At 67.6% G+C, this 18,928-nt stretch carries 20 protein-coding genes; 8 read left to right on the top strand and 12 right to left on the bottom strand.

The features are described from left to right. Window positions 1–8 precede the first annotated feature (8 nt). A complete protein-coding gene (locus C1931_RS12525; protein ID WP_108750021.1) occupies window positions 9–782 on the top strand; it encodes an NAD kinase in 774 nt (257 codons plus the stop codon). 49 nt (window positions 783–831) lie between these two features. Continuing rightward, a complete protein-coding gene (locus tag C1931_RS12520) occupies window positions 832–1,779 on the top strand; it encodes a 5'-nucleotidase (protein ID WP_108750020.1) in 948 nt (315 codons plus the stop codon). Between the two features lie 119 nt (window positions 1,780–1,898). Here the strand turns inward: C1931_RS12520 and C1931_RS12515 are convergent, their stop codons facing one another. The 12 genes from C1931_RS12515 to asnS all read right to left on the bottom strand — a co-directional run bounded on the left by C1931_RS12515 (window position 1,899) and on the right by asnS (window position 12,541). Continuing rightward, complete coding sequence (locus C1931_RS12515) at window positions 1,899–2,450, bottom strand: DUF2939 domain-containing protein (RefSeq protein WP_108756592.1); 552 nt, start codon at window positions 2,448–2,450, stop codon at window positions 1,899–1,901. A gap of 42 nt (window positions 2,451–2,492) precedes the next feature. After that, complete coding sequence (locus C1931_RS12510; RefSeq protein WP_108756591.1) at window positions 2,493–3,479, bottom strand: aldo/keto reductase; 987 nt, start codon at window positions 3,477–3,479, stop codon at window positions 2,493–2,495. After that, complete coding sequence (locus C1931_RS12505) at window positions 3,479–4,165, bottom strand: DUF2461 domain-containing protein (protein ID WP_108756590.1); 687 nt, start codon at window positions 4,163–4,165, stop codon at window positions 3,479–3,481. The genes C1931_RS12510 and C1931_RS12505 overlap by 1 nt, the downstream gene beginning before the upstream one ends. Then, window positions 4,162–5,601: an exodeoxyribonuclease I gene (sbcB, locus tag C1931_RS12500; protein WP_108756589.1), complete on the bottom strand. Its 1,440-nt coding sequence runs from the start codon at window positions 5,599–5,601 to the stop codon at window positions 4,162–4,164. Before sbcB ends, C1931_RS12505 begins: the two co-directional genes overlap by 4 nt. Continuing rightward, complete coding sequence (locus C1931_RS12495; protein WP_108757753.1) at window positions 5,601–6,968, bottom strand: NAD(P)/FAD-dependent oxidoreductase; 1,368 nt, start codon at window positions 6,966–6,968, stop codon at window positions 5,601–5,603. Before C1931_RS12495 ends, sbcB begins: the two co-directional genes overlap by 1 nt. A 31-nt stretch (window positions 6,969–6,999) precedes the next feature. After that, entirely contained in the window at window positions 7,000–8,274 is a 1,275-nt protein-coding gene (kynU, locus tag C1931_RS12490; protein WP_108756588.1) for a kynureninase, read from the bottom strand. A gap of 296 nt (window positions 8,275–8,570) precedes the next feature. Further along, window positions 8,571–9,092, bottom strand: coding sequence for a 3-hydroxyanthranilate 3,4-dioxygenase (locus tag C1931_RS12485; RefSeq protein WP_108753534.1), 522 nt, complete (start codon window positions 9,090–9,092; stop codon window positions 8,571–8,573). Between the two features lie 16 nt (window positions 9,093–9,108). Further along, window positions 9,109–9,771 carry a carbonate dehydratase gene (gene can / locus C1931_RS12480; RefSeq protein ID WP_108750013.1) on the bottom strand — a complete coding sequence of 221 codons (663 nt, stop codon included), beginning with the start codon at window positions 9,769–9,771 and terminating at the stop codon, window positions 9,109–9,111. A 74-nt stretch (window positions 9,772–9,845) separates the two neighbouring features. After that, window positions 9,846–10,484: an FMN-binding negative transcriptional regulator gene (locus C1931_RS12475; RefSeq protein ID WP_108756587.1), complete on the bottom strand. Its 639-nt coding sequence runs from the start codon at window positions 10,482–10,484 to the stop codon at window positions 9,846–9,848. Window positions 10,485–10,494: 10 nt separating this feature from the next. Next, a complete protein-coding gene (locus tag C1931_RS12470) occupies window positions 10,495–10,809 on the bottom strand; it encodes a hypothetical protein (protein WP_108750011.1) in 315 nt (104 codons plus the stop codon). Between the two features lie 7 nt (window positions 10,810–10,816). Beyond that, window positions 10,817–11,116 (bottom strand): hypothetical protein, encoded by a 300-nt coding sequence (locus C1931_RS12465; RefSeq protein WP_005410232.1) that lies wholly within the window; start codon window positions 11,114–11,116, stop codon window positions 10,817–10,819. 30 nt (window positions 11,117–11,146) lie between these two features. Continuing rightward, window positions 11,147–12,541, bottom strand: coding sequence for an asparagine--tRNA ligase (gene asnS, locus C1931_RS12460; RefSeq protein ID WP_108750010.1), 1,395 nt, complete (start codon window positions 12,539–12,541; stop codon window positions 11,147–11,149). A 130-nt stretch (window positions 12,542–12,671) separates the two neighbouring features. On the opposite strand from asnS, the gene C1931_RS12455 reads away from it, so the two are divergent. The 6 genes from C1931_RS12455 to smc all read left to right on the top strand — a co-directional run bounded on the left by C1931_RS12455 (window position 12,672) and on the right by smc (window position 18,883). After that, complete coding sequence (locus C1931_RS12455; protein ID WP_006452998.1) at window positions 12,672–13,010, top strand: iron-sulfur cluster assembly accessory protein; 339 nt, start codon at window positions 12,672–12,674, stop codon at window positions 13,008–13,010. Window positions 13,011–13,170: 160 nt separating this feature from the next. Next, a complete protein-coding gene (locus C1931_RS12450) occupies window positions 13,171–13,713 on the top strand; it encodes a CbrC family protein (protein ID WP_108756586.1) in 543 nt (180 codons plus the stop codon). Window positions 13,714–13,904: 191 nt separating this feature from the next. After that, window positions 13,905–14,342: a 30S ribosomal protein S6 gene (rpsF, locus tag C1931_RS12445; RefSeq protein WP_049445625.1), complete on the top strand. Its 438-nt coding sequence runs from the start codon at window positions 13,905–13,907 to the stop codon at window positions 14,340–14,342. A gap of 11 nt (window positions 14,343–14,353) precedes the next feature. Next, window positions 14,354–14,584, top strand: a complete 231-nt coding sequence (gene rpsR / locus C1931_RS12440) for a 30S ribosomal protein S18 (protein ID WP_002804494.1) — start codon at window positions 14,354–14,356, stop codon at window positions 14,582–14,584. A gap of 104 nt (window positions 14,585–14,688) precedes the next feature. Next, window positions 14,689–15,141, top strand: coding sequence for a 50S ribosomal protein L9 (rplI, locus tag C1931_RS12435; RefSeq protein WP_108756585.1), 453 nt, complete (start codon window positions 14,689–14,691; stop codon window positions 15,139–15,141). Between the two features lie 238 nt (window positions 15,142–15,379). Further along, complete coding sequence (gene smc / locus C1931_RS12430) at window positions 15,380–18,883, top strand: chromosome segregation protein SMC (protein WP_108756584.1); 3,504 nt, start codon at window positions 15,380–15,382, stop codon at window positions 18,881–18,883. The last annotated feature ends 45 nt before the right edge of the window (window positions 18,884–18,928 follow it).

The raw sequence follows: 18,928 nt of genomic DNA, 5'->3' as shown, positions 1-18,928 counted from the left end.
ATCCATCCATGAGCGACACCCCCCGCATCGCGTTCCTGGCCAGCACCACCGAACCTGCGCAGATGGCCCGCGCGGCCATGGTGTCGCGCTATGGCGACCATGCGCCCGACCAGGCCGATGTGCTGTGCCCGCTGGGCGGCGACGGTTTCATGCTGCAGACCCTGCACCGCCATGGCCACCTGGGCAAGCCGGTGTTCGGCATGAAGCTGGGCACGGTGGGCTTCCTGATGAATCAGTACCGTGGCGACGATGACGTGCAGGCCCGCATCGCCCGTGCCGAGCCGGCCAACCTGCGCCCGCTGGAAATGATCGCGCTGACCGAATCGGGCACCAGTACCGGCTCGCTGGCCTACAACGATGTGTCGCTGCTGCGGCAGACCCGCCAGGCCGCGCATATCGGCATCGATCTGAACGGCCAGGAGCGCGTGGCCGAGCTGATCGGCGATGGCGTGCTGGTGGCCACCCCGGCCGGTAGTACGGCCTACAACTATTCCGCGCACGGCCCGGTACTGCCCCTGGGCTCCCACACCATCGCCCTGACGCCGCTGGCCCCGTACCGGCCACGCCGCTGGCGCGGCGCCATCCTCAAGGCCGACACCGAAGTGCGCTTCCGCGTGCTGGACCCGTACAAGCGCCCGGTGAGCGTGACCGCCGATTCGCACGAGACGCGTGACGTGGTGGAAGTGACCATCCGCGAATCCAAGGACCGCCGGGTGACCCTGCTGTTCGACCCGGAGCACAACCTGGAAGACCGGATCCTGAGCGAACAGTTCGTTTTTTAAGGGACAATACGCCGCCGGCCCCCGCCGTCCGCTGCAAGGAACCCCCGCCATGGGCGACAACACCCCCCGTTTGCTGACCGTCGCGGTAACCTCGCGCGCGCTGTTCGATCTGGAAGAGAGCCACGCGCTGTTCGAGAGCGATGGCGTGGCGGCCTATGCCGAATACCAGCGCCAGCACGAGGATGACATCCTGGGGCCGGGTGTCGCGTTCCCGGTGGTGCGCAAGCTGTTGGCCCTGAACCAGGGCGCCAGCCCGGAAAACCCGCGGGTGGAAGTGATCCTGCTGTCGCGCAACTCGGCCGATACCGGCCTGCGCATCTTCAATTCCATCCAGCATTACGGGCTGGGCATCATCCGCGCCACCTTCACCGCCGGCGAGCCGACCTGGCCGTACGTGAAGCCGTTCGGCACCGATCTGTTCCTGTCGGCCAACCCCGAGTCGGTGCGCAGTGCGCTGCGCCATGGCATCGCCGCCGCCACCATCCTGCCCAAGCCGCCCGGCGAAACCGCCGCGGCCGCCGAGGACCAGGTGGTACACAGCGAGCGCAACGCCGGCCAGCTGCGCATCGCCTTCGATGGCGACGCGGTGATCTTCGGCGATGAAAGCGAGCGCATTTCGCGCGAGCAGGGCGTGGAAGCGTTTGGTCGCCACGAGCGCGAGCGGGCGCGCGAGCCGCTCAGCGGCGGGCCGTTCCGCGGCTTCCTGTCGGCGCTGCACACGCTGCAGGAAGTGTTCCCGGCCGGTGAGAGTGCGCCGATCCGCACCGCGCTGGTGACCGCGCGTTCGGCGCCGGCGCACGAGCGGGTGATCCGCACCCTGCGCGAATGGGGCGTGCGCCTGGATGAAGCGTTGTTCCTGGGCGGCCGGCACAAGGGGCCGTTCCTGCAGGCCTTCGGCGCGGACATCTTCTTCGACGATTCCCAGCACAACATCGATAGCGCCCGCGAACACGTGGCCGCCGGCCACGTGCCGCACGGCGTCGCCAACGAGGGGTGACGCCATGATGGGTGGGTGCCAACCGTTGGTTGGCACGTCATCGCCCCGGTAGATGCCAACCTTGGTTGGCACGGTTGTGCGTCAATGCCCACCAAGGTGGGCATCTACCAAAGTGGGGCTTAGGGGCTGCCCGACATCCCCAGCTGCAGGTCCACCACCTTCCAGCGCAGGCCCTGCGGTTCCAGCACCACCTTCAACGGTGGCTGGCCCGGCCCGCGGTCCACATCCACCACGAACCGGTCCAACGCCTCGAAATGGTGTTCAGCGTGCTTCAGCGGCTGCGCGGGTTCGGTCGGGCCGAAGGCATCGCCGCCCTGCAGTTCGTTGCGGCCACGCTTCCACAACACGTGGCCCTGCAGCAAGGCGCCGATGCCCGTAGGCGTGATCATCGTGTCCACCGCCGCGCCGCCCAACTGGTCGCCCAGGCCATACAACAGCGCGCCGAAGGGGCTGCTGGCCACCTCGGGCCCGGCCTGGCGCACCAGGTAATCATTGAGCTGCGCGCGCAGGCTGCTGCGCACGCGCGGGAAATCCACGTAGCGCTCCAGCCGCGCGGTGTCGCGCTGCTCGATGGCCTTGGACAGGCCGTGGACGGTCAGGTAGGGGCCGCCGAACCACCACGCACACACGGCCGCAACCGCCAGGATCAGGACGCCGATGAGCTTCTTCATGCCGCCCAGACTGCCGCAAACGCCGGCCGCGCAGGTGAAGACTCAGTGACTGGGTGAGCCGCGGCCGTCACCGAAGGCGGCCACCAGCCGCTGCCGTTCGGCGGCGCTGAGTGCGTCCACGCGGGTAGCCAGCACCTCATCCAGGCTGCGCAGGCGGGTAGTGCCGAGGATGCCGCTGGCCACGCCCGGGTGTTGCAGCACGTAGGCGAAGGCGGTCTGCGCCGGGCGTTGGCTGTGGATGCTCGCTACCGCGCGGCGCATCACGCCCGCACTGCGCATCAACTGGCGGCTGCTCGGTTTCAGCCATGCGCGGGCCAGGTACCAGGCATCGGCCAGCCGGGGCAGGCGCGGGCGTGCGGGCAGCAGGTGCCCCTGTGCCAGCACCGTGCCGGCCAGCACGCCGATTCCGGCCGCGGTCAGCCGATCGATCAGCGGCGCACGGTCCTGCTGCAACGCGTTGAAATCCAGCAGCACCACGTCGAAGGCCTGCGGGTGGTCAATCATCCATTCCAGCGTGGCGGCCGAATGGGTGTTGATGCCGGTGTGCCGGATCAGCCCGCGTTCGCGCAGGCGGGCCAGCGCGTGCAGCAGATCGTCGTTGATGTCGTGCTGGCTGGCGCCGTGCAACTGGTACACGTCCAGGTAGTCCAGGCCCAGGTTGCGCAGCGACGCCTCGCAACTGGCGGTGATCGCCGCCGGCGAGAAATCACGCTGCTCGGCACCGCTGATCCCGGCCTGCCCGGTCAGCGTGCCGCCCTTGCTGGAAATCACCAGCGATTCGCGCGGAAAGCGTGCCAGCAGCGGGCGCAGGATGCGGCCCAGGCGCGGTTCGGCGTGGAAGCCGGAGTAGTTGTGGCCGGTGTCGAGCAGGTTCACGCCCTGCGCCAGCGCGTGCTCGACCACTGCTGCAGCGGCGTCCTCGGCGAAGCGCGGATGGCCCCAGAAGCCGGAACAGCCCAGCCCGACCGGTGAGACGGCCAGCCCGGTGCGGCCCAGCATGCGGCGCTGCAGGGGCAGGGCGTTGCCCATCAGAACTCCAGGTCCAGTGCCGCGCACAGGTAGTCCACGAACGGCGCCAGAGTGGCCAGGTCCTTGCCCAGGGTGGACAGCAGGCGCGGGCCGGTCATGGTGTCATCGTCCAGCGAACGCCACATGACCCAGTTGCGATGCTTCAGATCGTCGATGAATTCGAAGTCGGCCGGGAAGCCGCGCGGCGGCCGCACCAGCTTTTCGCTCTGCTCGAAGTCGAAGCGCTTGCGCAGGGGCGCGCCGTGCGCGGCCGCCTTCCAGCTGCCCGGGTTGTCCAAAATGAAGTGGCGCACGCGCCGCTGGGTCTCCGGTTCCGGGTGCCACAGGCCGGCGCCGACGAAGCTTTCGCCGGGCTGCAGGTGGATGTAGAACGAGGGCGCGGCCACTTCACGGCGGCGCTCGTGGAACAGGCGCGCACCCTGCCAGGTCTTGTACGGCGACTTGTCGTTGGAAAAGCGTGCATCACGGTGGATGCGGAACAGCGAGCCGCCCACGCCGCGGGTGTCGGCGCGGAAGTGCTCGCTGACCTCGCCCAGGGCGGGCTGCAGGTCGCCCAGCAGGCGCAGGAACGGCTGCCGCACGTGGTCTTCGTACTGCTGGCGATGGTCGTTGAACCACGCCTTTTCGTTATGCCGCGCCAGGCTGCGCAGGAACTTGAAACTGGCCTCGGAAAAATACGTACTCACAGCTGCTCCTGCAGGTGGTGGCCCCAGTCGCGCAGCGACTGCAGCAGCTCGGCGCGGCGCACGTCGTCGGGCGCTTCGGCGGCCAGCGCGTCGATCTGCTGCTGGTACTGGGGCAGGTTCAGTTCGCCCAGGCCCTGTTCGCCCAGCAGGCGTTGGCGGCGATACGCCTGCCAGCGTTCCTGTTCGGCCGGCGACAGGGTGCCGGGATGGTTGCGGGCGCGGTAGCGGAACAGCAGCTCGGGCAATCGCGGGTCGCGGAAGCGCTCTTCCAGCGCGGCCAGTTGCTGCGGCGCGCTGGTGCGAGCCAGGGCCAGCAACGGCTTGTCGCCGGCGCCGAGGAAACCGTCGTACAACGAGGCGTCCACATCGGTCAGCATCGGTGGGCGTGGCTGGTTGAATACCTGGCGGGCCTTCTCGGCCAGCTGCGGCGCGACCTCGCGCAGGCGCGCGGCCTTGGCTTCGATCGCCGCCACGTCCAGTCCCAGCCGTGCATGGTCATCGGCACGCAGGTGGTTCCAGGCCACCAGCGCCGGCACCTTGTTCAGATGCACTTCCTTCAGCGGCACGCGGGCCACGCCCTCGGGCAGTTCGCTGGCGCGCAGGTACAGGCGCTGGGCGATCACCTCGGCCGGCAGCGCCAGCAGGTCGTCCACTTCGCCGTCCAGATCGAACACGATGGCGCGGTTGCCGATGGTCGGGTGCATGGCCAGCGGCAGCACTGGCGCCGCGCACAGGCGGCTGGCCGGGTAGCGCATGGAAATGTGCAGTACTGGCTGCATCGCGGCCACGTCCAGCAGGCTGCCGACGAAGCGCTTGTCGCGCAACTTCAGGGCGTAGTCCCACAAGCGCGGCTGCGATTGCTTGAACAGGCGGGCCATGCCCAGCGTGGCGCGCACATCGGAAAGCGCTTCGTGCGCATCGCCTTCGCGCACGCCATTGGCCTCGGCCAGGTGTTCGAGCTTGAACGAGGTCGCGCCGTCTTCGCGCTGCGGCCACTGGATGCCGTCCGGGCGCAGTGCGCGCATCAGCCGCAGCATGTCCAGCAGGTCCCAGCGCGAATTGCCGTTGCGCCACTCGCGCTCGTAGGGATCGTGGAAGTTGCGGAACAGGCCGTAGCGGATGAACTCGTCGTCGAAACGCAGGGTGTTGTAGCCCAGCGCACAGGTGCCGGGGCGCGACAACTGCTCGTTGATGCGGTCGAACGCCTCGGCCTCGCTCACGCCCTCGGCCATGGCCTGCTGCGGGGTGATGCCGGTCACCAGGGTGGCCATGGGCGAGGGCAGCAGATCATCGGCCGGGCGCACGAAGAAGCTGACCGGCGTGTCGATCACGTTCAGATCGGCGTCGGTACGCATGGCCGCGAACTGCGCGATGCGGGTGCGGCGCGGATCCTGGCCGAAGGTTTCCAGGTCGTAGAACAGGAAGCTGTCAGCCATCAGTGCGCGCCCTCCAGCACCGGCAGCTGCGCGTGGATCTGCGCTTCCAGTGCGGCCCAGTCGATGTTGTCCAGCGTGGTGTGGCCGGCAGTGGCCGCCACCAGCATGTCGCGCTGCAGTTCGGTGCGGCGCAGCGCTTCGGCATACGGCGTGTGCAGGAAGGTGACCATGGTGTAGTGCGGCACGAAGCGGGTCGGCCAGCGCCGTTGCAGCTCCTGTTCCAGCTCGCGCTGCAGCAGGAAGGTCGGGTCGGCCACGCGGTCACGCATTTCCAGGTAGTTTTCCAGCGCCATCTGCTGGATCGCCTGCGCATTGGGCTTGCGCTCGGCCTCGAAGGCGGCGAAGGCGCCCTGCAGGTCGTCGGCATCCATCAGCTGCCGGGCCAGCGCCACGCAATCCTCGAACGCGCAGTTCATGCCCTGGCCGTGGAACGGCACCATCGCGTGCGCGGCATCGCCGATCAGCACGGCGCGGCCGTCCTGGTGCCAGCGCTCCAGGGTCAGCGTGCCCAGCAGGCCCGGCGGGTGCTGCTCCCAATCGGCGCGCAGGTCCGGGATCAGCGGCAGCGCATCGGCGAATTCGGCGGCGAACAGCGCCTCGGCCTGCGCACCGGTGTTGACCGTGGCGAAGCTGGGGTTGCCCTGGTTGGGCAGGAACAGGGTGACGGTGAAGGTGCCTTCGTGGTTGGGCAGGGCGATGCACATGTAGTGGCCGCGCGGCCAGATGTGCAGCGCATTGCGCTCGATGCGGAAGCTGCCATCCGCGGCCGGCGGGATTTCCAGTTCCTTGTAGGAATGGTCGAGGAAGGCGATGTCCTCACCCAGCGGCGCGCGCCGGTTCATTGCCGCACGCAGTGCCGAACCGGCACCGTCGGCGCCGATCAGGCTGTCGAAGCGGATGTCATGCGGGCTGTCGTCGCGGTCATCGATGAAGCGCGCGTAGCCGGCGTCGAAATCCACGGTGTGCAGGCGGCGGTGGAAATGCACGGTGGCACCGGCTTCTTCGGCCAGCTGCAGCAGCGTGGTGTTCAGTTCACTGCGATGGATCGACCAGATCACTTCGCTGTCGTCGCGGCCATAGCGTTGCAGCTGCGGCTGGCCGTCGCGTGGGTGAACCATGCGCCCGCGCATCATCACCGCGCGGGCCATCACTTCGTCTTCCACGCCGGCCTGGCGCAGCGCATTGCGGCCGCGCTCGGCCAGGGCCAGGTTGATCGAACGGCCGCTTTCATAATCGGCCACGCGCGGGTCGCCGCGGCGTTCGTACAGGGTGATGCGCCAGCCCTGCCGCGACAGCAGGATGGCCAGCAGGGAACCGGCCAGGCCGGCGCCGATGATGCTCAGGGAGCGGGAGGCGTGTGCGATCAACGAACTGTCCAGCAATAGGGGAGGGCGCGGCTTACAGGCCGGCCCAGGCTTCCACTTCCTCGACGAAATGGTGCACGTCCAGGTAGCGGTTGTAGAGCGGGGTGGGCGAAATGCGGATGACGTCCGGCTCGCGCCAGTCGCCGAGCACGCCGACGCCACGCAGGTATTCGAACAGCGCGCGTCCACGTTCGCGGCCACCGATCACCCGCAGCGACAGCTGGCAGCCGCGGCGTTCCGGTTCGGACGGGGTGACCACGTCCAGCACCTGCGGCAGGCGCGCGCGCACCATTGCATCGAGCAGGCCGGTCAGCGCCAGCGATTTGCTGCGCAGCGCTTCCATGCCGGCGCGCTCGAACAGGTCCAGCGAGGCGCGCAGCGGGGCCAGGCCCAGGATCGGCGGATTGCTCAGCTGCCAGCCCTCGGCGCCCACCGCCGGGGTGAACTGTGGCGACATCTGGAAGCGCGTGGCCTCTTCATGGCCCCACCAGCCGGCGAAGCGCGGCAGGGTGGTGTCGCGGTGGTGGCGCTCGTGCACGAAGGCACCGGCCACGGCACCCGGGCCGCTGTTGAGGTACTTGTAGTGGCACCACACGGCGAAGTCTGGCGCCACATCGTGCAGGTGCAGCGGCACGTTGCCGACCGAATGGGCCAGGTCGAAACCGATGCGGGCGCCCTGCAGGCGCGCGGCGCGGGTGATCGCGTCCAGGTTGAACACCTGGCCGCTGCGGTACTGCACGCCGGGCCACAGTACCAGCGCCAGGCGCGGGCCGTGTTCGGCGATGGCGTGTTCGATGGCCGCCATCGAAATCGTGCCGTTGGCTTCATCCGGCTGCACTTCCACCAGGCAGTCGGCCGGGTCGAAGCCGTGGAAGCGGATCTGTGCTTCCACCGCGTGGCGGTCGGTCGGGAAGGCGCCGGCTTCCATCAGGATGACCGGGCGCTGCGCGGTGGGCCGGTAGAAGCTGACCATCATCAGGTGCAGGTTCACGCTCAGCGTGTTCATCGCCACCACTTCGCTGGGCAGGGCGCCGACCACGCGGGCCAGCTGCGCGCTCACCAGGCGGTGGTAGGACAGCCACTGGGTAGGGCCGGTGAAATGACCTTCCACGGCCAGCTCGCCCCACTGCTTCATGACCTCCTGCACGGCGGCCTGCGCGCCGCGCGGCTGCAGACCCAGCGAGTTGCCGACAAAGTAGGTCTGCTCACCGCCGCCATGGCGCGGAATCAGGAATTCGTTGCGCAGCGGGCGCAGCGGATCGGCAGCGTCCAGGGCAATGGCGTGGGTGCGGCTGAGCAGATCGGACATGGGCGGGCAACAGGCTGCAACGGGATTGCCAGTGTAGCGCCTGGCGCCTGCCCGGGGCGTCGCGGCCGCGCTTCGGGCGCCGCGTTTTCTGGTAGTGGCCAACCTTGGTTGGCGCTCTTAGATCCATGCGCCCACCAAGGTGGGCGCCTACCGGTGCGGGCGTCGCGTTTTCTGGTAGTGGCCAACCTTGGTTGGCGCTCTTAGATCCATGCGCCCACCAAGGTGGGCGCCTACCGGTGCGGGCGTCGCGTTTTCTGGTAGTGGCCAACCTTGGTTGGCGCCTACCGGTGTGGGCCTCAGCCCGCTGCGGGTGCCGGCAACGGGTCCACGTGCCCGCATTCACTGCAGGTGCGCAGTTCCAGGCTCGCCTGGTAGCGCGCGAACACCTTGGGCAGGTCGGTCTCGATGTTCTGCAGGGTGAAGTACTCTTCGTACAGCTTGTGGTTGCACTGCTCGCAATGCCAGATCACGCCATCGCGCTCATGCGCCAGGCGCTTGCGCTCGACCACCAGGCCGACGCCACCGGGCGGGCGCCGCGGCGAATGCGGCACCTTGCCCGGCAACAGGAAGATCTCGCCGGCCCGGATCGGGATATCGCGCACGGCGCCGTCTTCCTGCACCTTCAGCACCATCTCGCCTTCCAGCTGGTAGAACCACTCCGGGCCTTCGTCGTAGTGGTAGTCGGTGCGCGAGTTCGGCCCGCCCACCACCATCACGATGAAGTCGCCGTTCTCGATCATCTTGTTGCCCACCGGCGGCTTCAGCAGGTGCCGGTGTTCTTCGATCCAGGCCAGCAGGTTGATCGGCGAGGCGAGCATGGCAGTCTCCGGTCGGTCAGTCGCGCTTGCCGTGGCGGGGCACGAAGGCCAGGGCCTTTTCGTACGCCGGCTTCAGCTCGTCCTGGGCACCGACGTCGATGCCCATCTCGCTCACCCGGCCATCCTTCAGGCTGTACACCCAGCCGTGCACCATCAGCTTCTGGCCACGCGCCCAGGCGTCTTCCACGATGGTGGAGCGGCACAGGTTGGCCACCTGTTCGATCACGTTCAGTTCGCACAGGCGCGCGTGCTTGAGCTCGTCATCGTCGATCGCATCGAGGATGGCCGCGTGCTTCTGTGCCACATCGCCCACGTGGCGCAGCCAGTTGTCGGCCAGGCCCACGCGGGTGTTGTGCAGGCAGGCGTGCACGCCACCGCAGCCGTAGTGGCCCACGATCAGGATGTGCTTCACCTTCAACTGGTCCACCGCGTACTGCACCACGCTCAGGCAGTTCAGGTCGCTGTGGGCCACCACGTTGGCCACGTTGCGGTGCACGAACACCTCGCCCGGGGCCATGCCGATGATCTGGTTGGCCGGCACGCGCGAATCGGAACAGCCGATCCACAGGTATTCCGGATGCTGCTGCTTGGCCAGCTGGTGGAAGAACTCAGGGTCTTCCTTTTCGATGCGGTCGGCCCATTCGCGGTTGTTCTGCAGCAGCTTGTGGATGTCTTTCATGTTCGTGTATCCCTGACGTCAGGTGGGCGCACGAGGCGACCCTGCCGGCCGCGTCGTGGTGGGGAAACGGGCGCTCAGCCGCCGGCGGCGGCCTCGTCGCGGTGCCAGCGCATCCACTGCGCCAGCTCGGTGGATGCGGGGGTGTGCAGCTCATCCAGCGCAGCGATCACCGCCAGCTGGTTGGCTTCAGGATGGTTCTGGCTCAGCTTCAGCTTCACCTGCACCTGTTCAACCTGGAAACGGAAGCCGACGATGGCGCGCAGTTCCGGGCCGTGTTCGGGGCGGTCGGCCTCGAACTGCCACGACTGCCCGACGCTGGCTTCGTAATGGTCGCTGATGGCGCCGACCAGGTCGGCCAGTGCGGCAGGGTCGTCGAACCGCTGCAGCTGCCCGCGCAGTTCGGCGGCGGCGTAGTTCCAGGTGGGAACGCGTGCGGCGGGTTCCTTGTCGGGGTACCAGCTGGCCGACACGTACCCGTACGGGCCATCCACCAGCACCTTGGCCGGGCCGTCGCGGCGCGACTGCGGGTTGGCCCGGGCCCAGTGCCCGCGCAGTTCGATCTGCGTGCCCTGGCGCTGGTACAGCACCGGCATCCGGGTCAGTTCCGGCAGGCCGTCCTCACCGGTGGTCAGCACCGTGACAAACGCATCGCGGGCCAGCAGGCGGTCCAGCCAGCGCAGGTCGGTTTCGGCGAAGGCGCGCGGGGTGAACATCGGCCTGGGCTCAGGCGCGCCCGCCCAGCGACTGCACCATGCGGCCGCGCAGGCCTTCATCGCTGCCGGCCTGCGGCGGCTGCACTTCATGCAGGCTGAAGCCGCGGACCAGCGCGTCTTCTTCGTCCAGGCCGTCGTACTCGACGAATTCGGCATCGAACAGCTGCGAACGGGCGGTATCTTCGCTGTCGTAGCTCAGCGTGTTGCCGTCGCTGTCGAGCACTTCGGCGGTGCCGGCCGGGCGCACGCGCAGGCGGGCCCAGATCAGGGTGTTGCCAAGGCTGGCCAGCCACCAGCTGTCGCGGGCGTCGTTGTTGTCGTTCATGTGCGTATTACCAGAGCGAGGCCAGCCAGAGCAGGGCAGCCATGCCCAGTCCGGCCAGCAGGGTCAGCAGCGATACCCAGGCCGGCGTCGCCAGCCCGGACAGCGAGCGGTCCGGCTGCTGGCGATAGTCGCGGCGCAGCAGCCAGGCCAGGGCGTCGGGCTTGAGGAAGGCGCCACTGCCAAAGCGCGCGGCGAGCGCCGGGTGGCGGTCGCGCACGTGTACCAGAGTCAGCGGCCAGAAGATCACGAAGGCACTGAACCCGGCCACTGCAACGCCGACGAAACAGAGGGCGAAGAACAGGGTCATGGGGGCAGTACCTCCGTGCTCGTGTGGGGCTTAGAAGTCCGCGCTGCCCGGGGCGCGCGGGTAAGGAATGGCATCGCGGATGTTGGACAGGCCGCAGACGTAGACCACCAAGCGCTCGAAGCCCAGCCCGAAGCCGGCGTGCGGCACCGAGCCGTAGCGGCGGAAATCGCGGTACCAGCTGTAATGCTCGCGATCCAGGCCGAACTGCGCCATGCGCGCGTCCAGCACGTCCAAGCGCTCTTCGCGCTGGCTGCCGCCGATGATCTCGCCGATGCCCGGGGCCAGCACGTCCATCGCGGCCACGGTCTTGCCGTCGTCGTTCAGGCGCATGTAGAAGGCCTTGATGTGCTCGGGGTAGTTGGTCACCACCACCGGGCGGCCGACGTGTTCTTCGGTCAGCCAGCGCTCGTGCTCGGTCTGCAGGTCCAGGCCCCATTCGACCGGGAAGTCGAACTTCTTGCCGGACTTCTGCAGCAGGCTGACCGCATCGGTGTAGTCGATGCGCTCGAACGGCGCGTTGATGAAGTCTTCCAGCTTGGTGATCGCGTTCTTGTCCACGCGCTCGGCGATGAAGGCCAGGTCGTCACCGCGCTCGTTCAGCACGGCACGGAACAGGTACTTCAGGAACTCTTCGGCCAGGCGTGCGTCTTCGGCCAGGTCGGCGAAGGCGATTTCCGGCTCGATCATCCAGAACTCCGCCAGATGGCGGGTGGTATGGCTGTTTTCGGCGCGGAAGGTCGGGCCGAAGGTGTAGACCTTGCTCAGCGCCAGGCAGTAGGCCTCGACGTTCAGCTGGCCGGACACGGTCAGGAAGGTTTCCTTGCCGAAGAAGTCGCGGCTGAAGTCGATCGCGCCCTTCTCATCGCGCGGCAGGTTCACCATGTCCAGGGTGGACACGCGGAACATCTGGCCGGCGCCTTCGGCGTCGGAGGTGGTGATGATCGGGGTGCTGATCCAGTTGAAGCCGTTCTCGTGGAAGAAACGGTGCACGGCCTGGGCCAGGCAGTTGCGGATGCGGGTGACCGCGCCGAACAGGTTGGTGCGCGGGCGCAGGTGCGCCACTTCACGCAGGAACTCCGGCGACATCGGCTTGGGCTGGATCGGGTAGGTCAGCGGGTCTTCCACCCAACCAACCACTTCCAGCGCGCTGGCCTGGATCTCGAACGACTGGCCCTTGCCCTGCGACTTCACCAGGGTGCCGGTGGCGATGACCGAGCAGCCGCTGGTCAGGCGCTTGATCTCGTCGAAGTTGCCCAGGGTGTCGTTGGCCACGACCTGGATCGGGGCGAAGCAGGAGCCGTCGCTCACATTCACGAAAGCCAGATTCGCTGAACCGCGCACCGTGCGCACCCAACCGCGTACCGTGACTTCGCCGCCTTCCGGGATCTTCCCGGCAAGCGCATGTTCAACGCTGACCACCGTCATGACTTGAATCCTCTGCTGATCGACTCGATCTGTGAACACGGGAGTTTACCGGTTGCAGCGTTCTGCTTGCGAGGCATTTTTCGCGCCGCTGGGCTCCTTATAATGTCCCCGTACCCCTGGAGTGAGCCTCATGGCCGTCAGCCTGACCCCCATCGCCTTCGAGCGCGTGCAGCGCTTTGTAGCCCAGACCCCCGGCGCCCTGGGCCTGCGCTTCGGCGTGACCAAGACCGGCTGCTCCGGCTGGGGCCATGTGACCGACCTGGCCCGGGACGAGCGCGAGGGTGACACCGTGTTCGACCAGGACGGGGTGAAGATCTATGTCGATGCCAAGAGCCTGGCCCTGGTGGACGGCACCGTGATCGACTTCGGCAAGCATGGCCTGAGCGAGACGTTCACGTTCAGCAACCCGAACGCCACCGCCGAGTGCGGGTGCGGTGAAAGCTTCACCACCGACGCCGACAAGGCCTGACGCACGGTTGTGGCGCCCGCCGGGCATGGCCCGGCGCTACCTCGCCGGGGAAAGGCCCGGCGCAACCCCGCCGGGGAAGGCCCGGCCAACCCGCCTGGCAGGTGCCGACCGCACCCCGCCTGGTAGGTGCCGACCTTGGTCGGCACGAAAGGACCCACGGATGGAACGCCCGGTTTTCACCTACCACCCCAATGCCTACACGATCGCCTTTGAAGCGGTCGATGGGGTCTGTGACGGCTGCGGCCAGTCGCGCACGCTGCGCTACCGCGGGCCGTTCTACGCCGCCCGGAAACCCGACTACCTGTGCCCGTGGTGTATCGCCGATGGCAGTGCGTCGGCACGTTTCGATGGCGAATTCACCGGCTGGAGTGACATCGAGGGGGTTTCCCCGGACCCGGCCGACCCGCCGCCGACCATCCCCCGCGAGCATCTGCTGGAGATCTGCGAGCGCACCCCGGGCTACCGGTCCTGGCAGCAGTCGGTCTGGCTGAGCCATTGTGAACGGCCCTGCGCGTTCCTCGGATTCGCCAGCGGCGAAGACCTGCTGCCGATCCTGGACCAGGTCCGGCCGGACGTGGCGGCGGTCAACCCGCGCGACGCCGACGGGGTACTGGAATGCCTGACCCGTGATGGCGAGATGGTCGGTTGCCTGTTCCAGTGCCTGCAGTGCGGCCAGCACCGCCTTCACGTCGATCTGGGCTGAATACGTTCGCCGGGCCCGGTAGGTGCCGACCTTGGTCGGCACGACGGCAGGGCGGGCCGGGTTGCCCGCCACCCCCATCTGCGCCATAATGCGCGGCTTCCTGCCCTCTGGGCGGGAACCCTTGCCCCACCGCGGTATCCACGGCGGGGGGCTGTCCGGCCGCAAGGCCACATCCGAAAGGTAGAAAAAACATGAGTCGTCATTACGAAATCGTGTTCATGGTCCACCCGGACCAGAGCGAGCAGGTCCCGGCCATGATCGAGCGCTACAAGTCGCTGGTCGAGAACGGCAACGGCACCATCCACCGTCTGGAAGACTGGGGCCGCCGCCAGCTGGCGTACCCGATCCAGAACCTGGTGAAGGCGCACTACGTGCTGCTGAACATCGAAGCCGACCAGGCCGTGCTGAACGAGCTGACCGAAAGCTTCCGCTTCAACGACGCCGTGCTGCGCAACCTGGTCATCAAGCGTGACGAGGCTGACACCGAGCAGTCGCTGATCATGAAGAGCAAGGACGAGAAGGGTGACAAGCCGGAGCGCGGTGAGCGCCGTCGTCGTGACGACGAAGAAGGCGAGTCCACCACCACCGCTGACAACGAAGCCGGCGACGACGCCGCTTCCGCCGCCTAAGGAGCCTTCCCATGTCCAAGTTCTTCCGTCGCCGCAAGTTCTGCAAGTTCACGGCTGAAGGTGTGAAGGAGATCGACTACAAGGATCTCAACACCCTGCGCCAGTACCTGACCGAGAACGGCAAGATCGTGCCGAGCCGCGTCACCGGTACCAAGTCGAAGTACCAGCGTCAGCTGGCGACCGCCGTCAAGCGCGCTCGCTTCCTGGCCCTGATTCCGTACACCGACAACCACGACGTCTGATGCCCGGCGGGGCGGCCCCGTGCCGCCCCGCTGTGCCAGCTATTCGGACAGCCACAGTTGCGGGGCGCTGCCTCGCTAACGAATAACTTATCTGGAGCACTACCATGCAGCTGATCCTCCTGCAGAAGGTCACCAACCTCGGCAACCTGGGCGACCTGGTCACCGTCAAGCCGGGCTACGGCCGTAACTTCCTCGTGCCGCAGGGCAAGGCCGTGCCGGCCACCGAGAGCAACAAGGCCGAGTTCGAAGCCAAGCGCGCCGAATACGAAGCCAAGGCACAGGCCATCCACGCCGACGCTGAAGCCCGCAAGGCCAAGCTGGAAGGCGCGAGCGTGACCATCGCCGCCAACGCTTCGACCGAAGGCAAGCTGTACGGCTCGGTCGGCGCCCGCGAAATCGCCGATGCCTTCACCGCTGCCGGCCTGGAGCTGAGCAAGAGCGAAGTCATCCTGGGCGAAGGCGCCTTCCGCAACATCGGTGAATACGACGTCCTGGTGCACCTGCACGCCGACGTGGAAACCACCGTCAAGGTTGTGGTCGAAGCCGAAAAGGCCTGATTCCGGGCCGAAAGGCCGGGTATCACCGCAGAACGGGCGCCCGCAGGGGTGCCCGTTTTGTTTTGGGCGGCCGCCGCCCGCCCTGCCATGTTCCACGCCCCGCGTAGAACATGCCGTGTAGAACCGGGCCACATCGGTATACTCAGGGCGTCACGCCCATGTCATTGTCGGCGATCCCAGTAGGATCAATGACTTGCAGGGCAAGCAGGCCGCCCGCCGGCCCCAGCCCGGAACCCCTATGCGTCTTTCCACGATCAAGCTGTCCGGCTTCAAGTCGTTCGTCGATCCGACCACCCTGCACCTGCCGACCAACATGACCGGCGTGGTGGGCCCCAATGGTTGCGGCAAGTCGAACATCATCGACGCCGTGCGCTGGGTCATGGGTGAGAGTTCGGCCAGCCGTCTGCGTGGCGACTCGCTGACCGACGTGATCTTCTCCGGTTCCAATGCGCGCAAGCCGGTCTCGCAGGCCACCGTCGAGCTGATCTTCGACAACTCCGACCATACGATTTCCGGCGAGTACGCCTCGTTCAACGAAATCTCGGTCAAGCGCACGGTCAGCCGCGATGGCACCAGCAACTATTATCTGAACGGCACCAAGTGCCGCCGCCGCGATATCACCGATCTGTTCCTGGGCACCGGCCTGGGCCCGCGCAGCTACTCGATCATCGAGCAGGGCATGATCAGCCAGATCATCGAGGCGCGCCCGGAAGACCTGCGCGTGTACCTGGAAGAGGCCGCCGGCATTTCCAAGTACAAGGAACGCCGCAAGGAAACTGAAACCCGCATCCGCCATACCCGCGAGAACCTGGACCGGCTGGGCGACCTGCGCGATGAGATCGGCAAGCAGCTGGAGCACCTGAAGCGCCAGGCCAAGCAGGCCGAGCAGTACCAGGCGCTGCAGGAAGAGCGCCGGGTGAAGGACGGGCAGTGGAAGGCGCTGGAATTCCGCGGCCTGGATGGCCGTCTTTCCAAGCTGCGCGAAGGCCTGCTGCAGGAAGAAACGCGTCTGCAGCAGCTGATTGCCGAGCAGCGTGAAGCCGAAGCCCATATCGAGACCTCGCGCGTGCGCCGCGAAGAGGCGGCCGACGCTCTGAACACCGCACAGGCTGCCGTCTATCAGGTGGGCAGCACGCTGGCCCGGGTAGAACAGCAGATCCAGCACCAGCGCGAGCTGTCGCAGCGCCTGCACAAGGCGCGCGACGAAACCCAGCAGGCGCTGGCCGAGCTGGGCCAGCACATCAGCGGCGACGAGGCGCGCCTGGGCGTGCTGCGCGAGGCCGTCGAAGACGCGACCCCGCAGCTGGAAGCGCTGCAGGAAGAGCACGAGATCAAGCAGGAAAGCCTGCGCGAGGCCGAGGACCGCCTGGCCAGCTGGCAGCAGCGCTGGGAACACCACACCTCGCAGAGTTCGGAAGCCTCGCGCGCCGGCGATGTCGAGCGCACCCGCGTGGACTACCTGGACAAGCAGATCCTGGATGCCGACCGCCGCCGTGAGGCGCTGGCGGCCGAGCGCGCCGGCCTGGATGTCGAGGCACTGGAAGAGGCGTTCGAACAGCTGCACCTGCAGCACGACACGCAGAAGACCGCGCTGGACGAGCTGACCGAAGAGGTCGAGCACCGCAAGGAAGGCGTGGCCGTCGTGCAGGAACAGCAGCGCGCGGGCCAGAACGAGCTGGCCGAGCTGCGCAAGCAGGTCAATGGCCTGCGCGGGCGCCTGGCCTCGCTGGAAACCCTGCAGCAGGCCGCACTGGGCCAGGAGCAGGGTGCTGCGGTGGCCTGGCTGCAGTCGCACGGCCTGGATTCGGCTGCGCGTGTCGGCGAGCGTCTGGACGTCGATGCCGGCTGGGAAAATGCCGTTGAAAGTGCGCTGGGCGAACTGATCGAAGGCGTGCTGGTCGACGACCCGTCCCGCCTGGTCGACGCGCTCGGCGAGCTGGGCGAGGGCCGCATTGCCCTGGTCGCCAGCGATGACGCCGCGCTGGATGTGGCGCCGACCTCGTTGGCCGCGCGCGTGCGTGGCCCGGTGGCGATCCGTCGCCTGCTGGCGCACCTGCACGGTGCCCGCGACCTGGCCGAGGCCAAGACGCTGCAGGCCGGTCTGCCTGAAGGCGATTCCATCATCACCCAGCACGGCGAGCGCCTGGGCCGGGGCTGGCTGCGCGTGTCGCGCTCCGGCGCCGCGCAGCAGGGCGCCTTGCTGCGCGAACGTGAGATCAATGAGCTGCGCGAACAGATCGAACAGCTGCAGGACCGCGAGGCCGAGCTGGAAGAGCGCTTGGCCGGCCTGCGCGAGCAGTTGCTGGCCGCCGAGCAGCAGCGCGAGGACGCGCAGCGCACCTTGTACCAGGCCCATCGCGGCGTATCCGAACTGGCCGGCCAGCTGCAGGGCCAGCAGGGCAAGGTAGAGGCCGCGCGTGCCCGCATCGACCGCATCGAAGGTGAGCTGAAGCAGTTGCTGGAGACGTTGGATGCCAACAACGAACAGGCGCGCGAAGCGCGTTCAAGGCTGGAAAACGCGGTCAGCAGCATGGGCGACCTGGAGTCGACCCGGCAGGGGCTGGAAGGCGAGCGCCGCCAGCTGACCGAAGCGCGCGACCTGGCCCGTGATGCTGCACGTGCAGTGCGCGAGCGTTCGCATGCGCTGGCACTGACCCTGGAATCGCAGCGTGCGCAGCTGGCGTCGCTGGGGCAGGCGCTGGAGCGCATGAGCACCCAGCGTGGCCAGCTGGATTCGCGCCTGGGCGAACTGCATTCGCAGCTGGACGATGGCGATTCGCCGGTGGAATCGCTGCAGGCCGAGCACCAGCATGCGCTGGAAGAGCGTGTGCGCGCCGATCGCGTGCTGACCGAGGCACGCACCCTGCTGGACGGCATCGATGCCGACCTGCGCACCTATGAACAGACCCGCCACCAGCGTGACGAGCAGGCATTGGCGCAGCGCGAGCGTATCTCCCAGCGCCGGCTGGACCAGCAGGCGCTGGTGCTGAGCGCCGAAACCCTGCAGGCCGCCGTGGAAAAGGCCGGCTTCGTGATGGCTGAAGTGCTGGAGGCGCTGCCGGATGATGCGCGCCTGGACGAGTGGGAACAGGCCGTGCACCAGATCGACGCGCGCATGCGCCGGCTGGAGCCGGTGAACCTGGCCGCCATCCACGAGTACGGCGAGGCCTCGCAGCGCTCGGATTACCTGGATGCGCAGCACACCGACCTGACCACCGCGCTGGAAACCCTGGAAGATGCGATCCGCAAGATCGACCGCGAAACCCGCGGGCGCTTCAAGGACACCTTCGACCGGGTCAACGCCGGCGTGCAGGCGCTGTATCCGCGCCTGTTCGGTGGCGGCCATGCCTACCTGGAACTGACCGGCGAAGACCTGCTCGACACCGGCGTGACCATCATGGCGCGCCCGCCGGGCAAGCGCGTGTCCAGCATTTCGCTGCTGTCCGGCGGCGAAAAGGCGATGACCGCGGTGGCCCTGGTGTTTGCCATCTTCCAGCTCAACCCCGCGCCGTTCTGCCTGCTGGACGAAGTGGACGCGCCACTGGACGAGGCCAACGTCGGTCGCCTGGCCAACATGGTCAAGGAAATGAGCGAGAAGGTGCAGTTCCTGTTCGTCAGCCATAACAAGGCGACGATGGAAGCGGCGCACCAGCTTTCCGGCGTGACCATGCGCGAGCCGGGCGTCAGCCGCCTGGTCAGCGTGGACCTGGAAGAAGCCGCGCGATTGGCGGGCGCGGCCTGACGTGCCATTCTAGTTACCTGAATGAACTAGCCGGAGAACCCATCG

Origin of the sequence: Stenotrophomonas sp. YAU14A_MKIMI4_1 (genome assembly GCF_003086855.1) — a bacterium.
Lineage (GTDB): Bacteria > Pseudomonadota > Gammaproteobacteria > Xanthomonadales > Xanthomonadaceae > Stenotrophomonas.
Note: the sequence above shows the minus strand (reverse complement) of the source record. Positions and strands in the feature narration are given on the sequence as shown.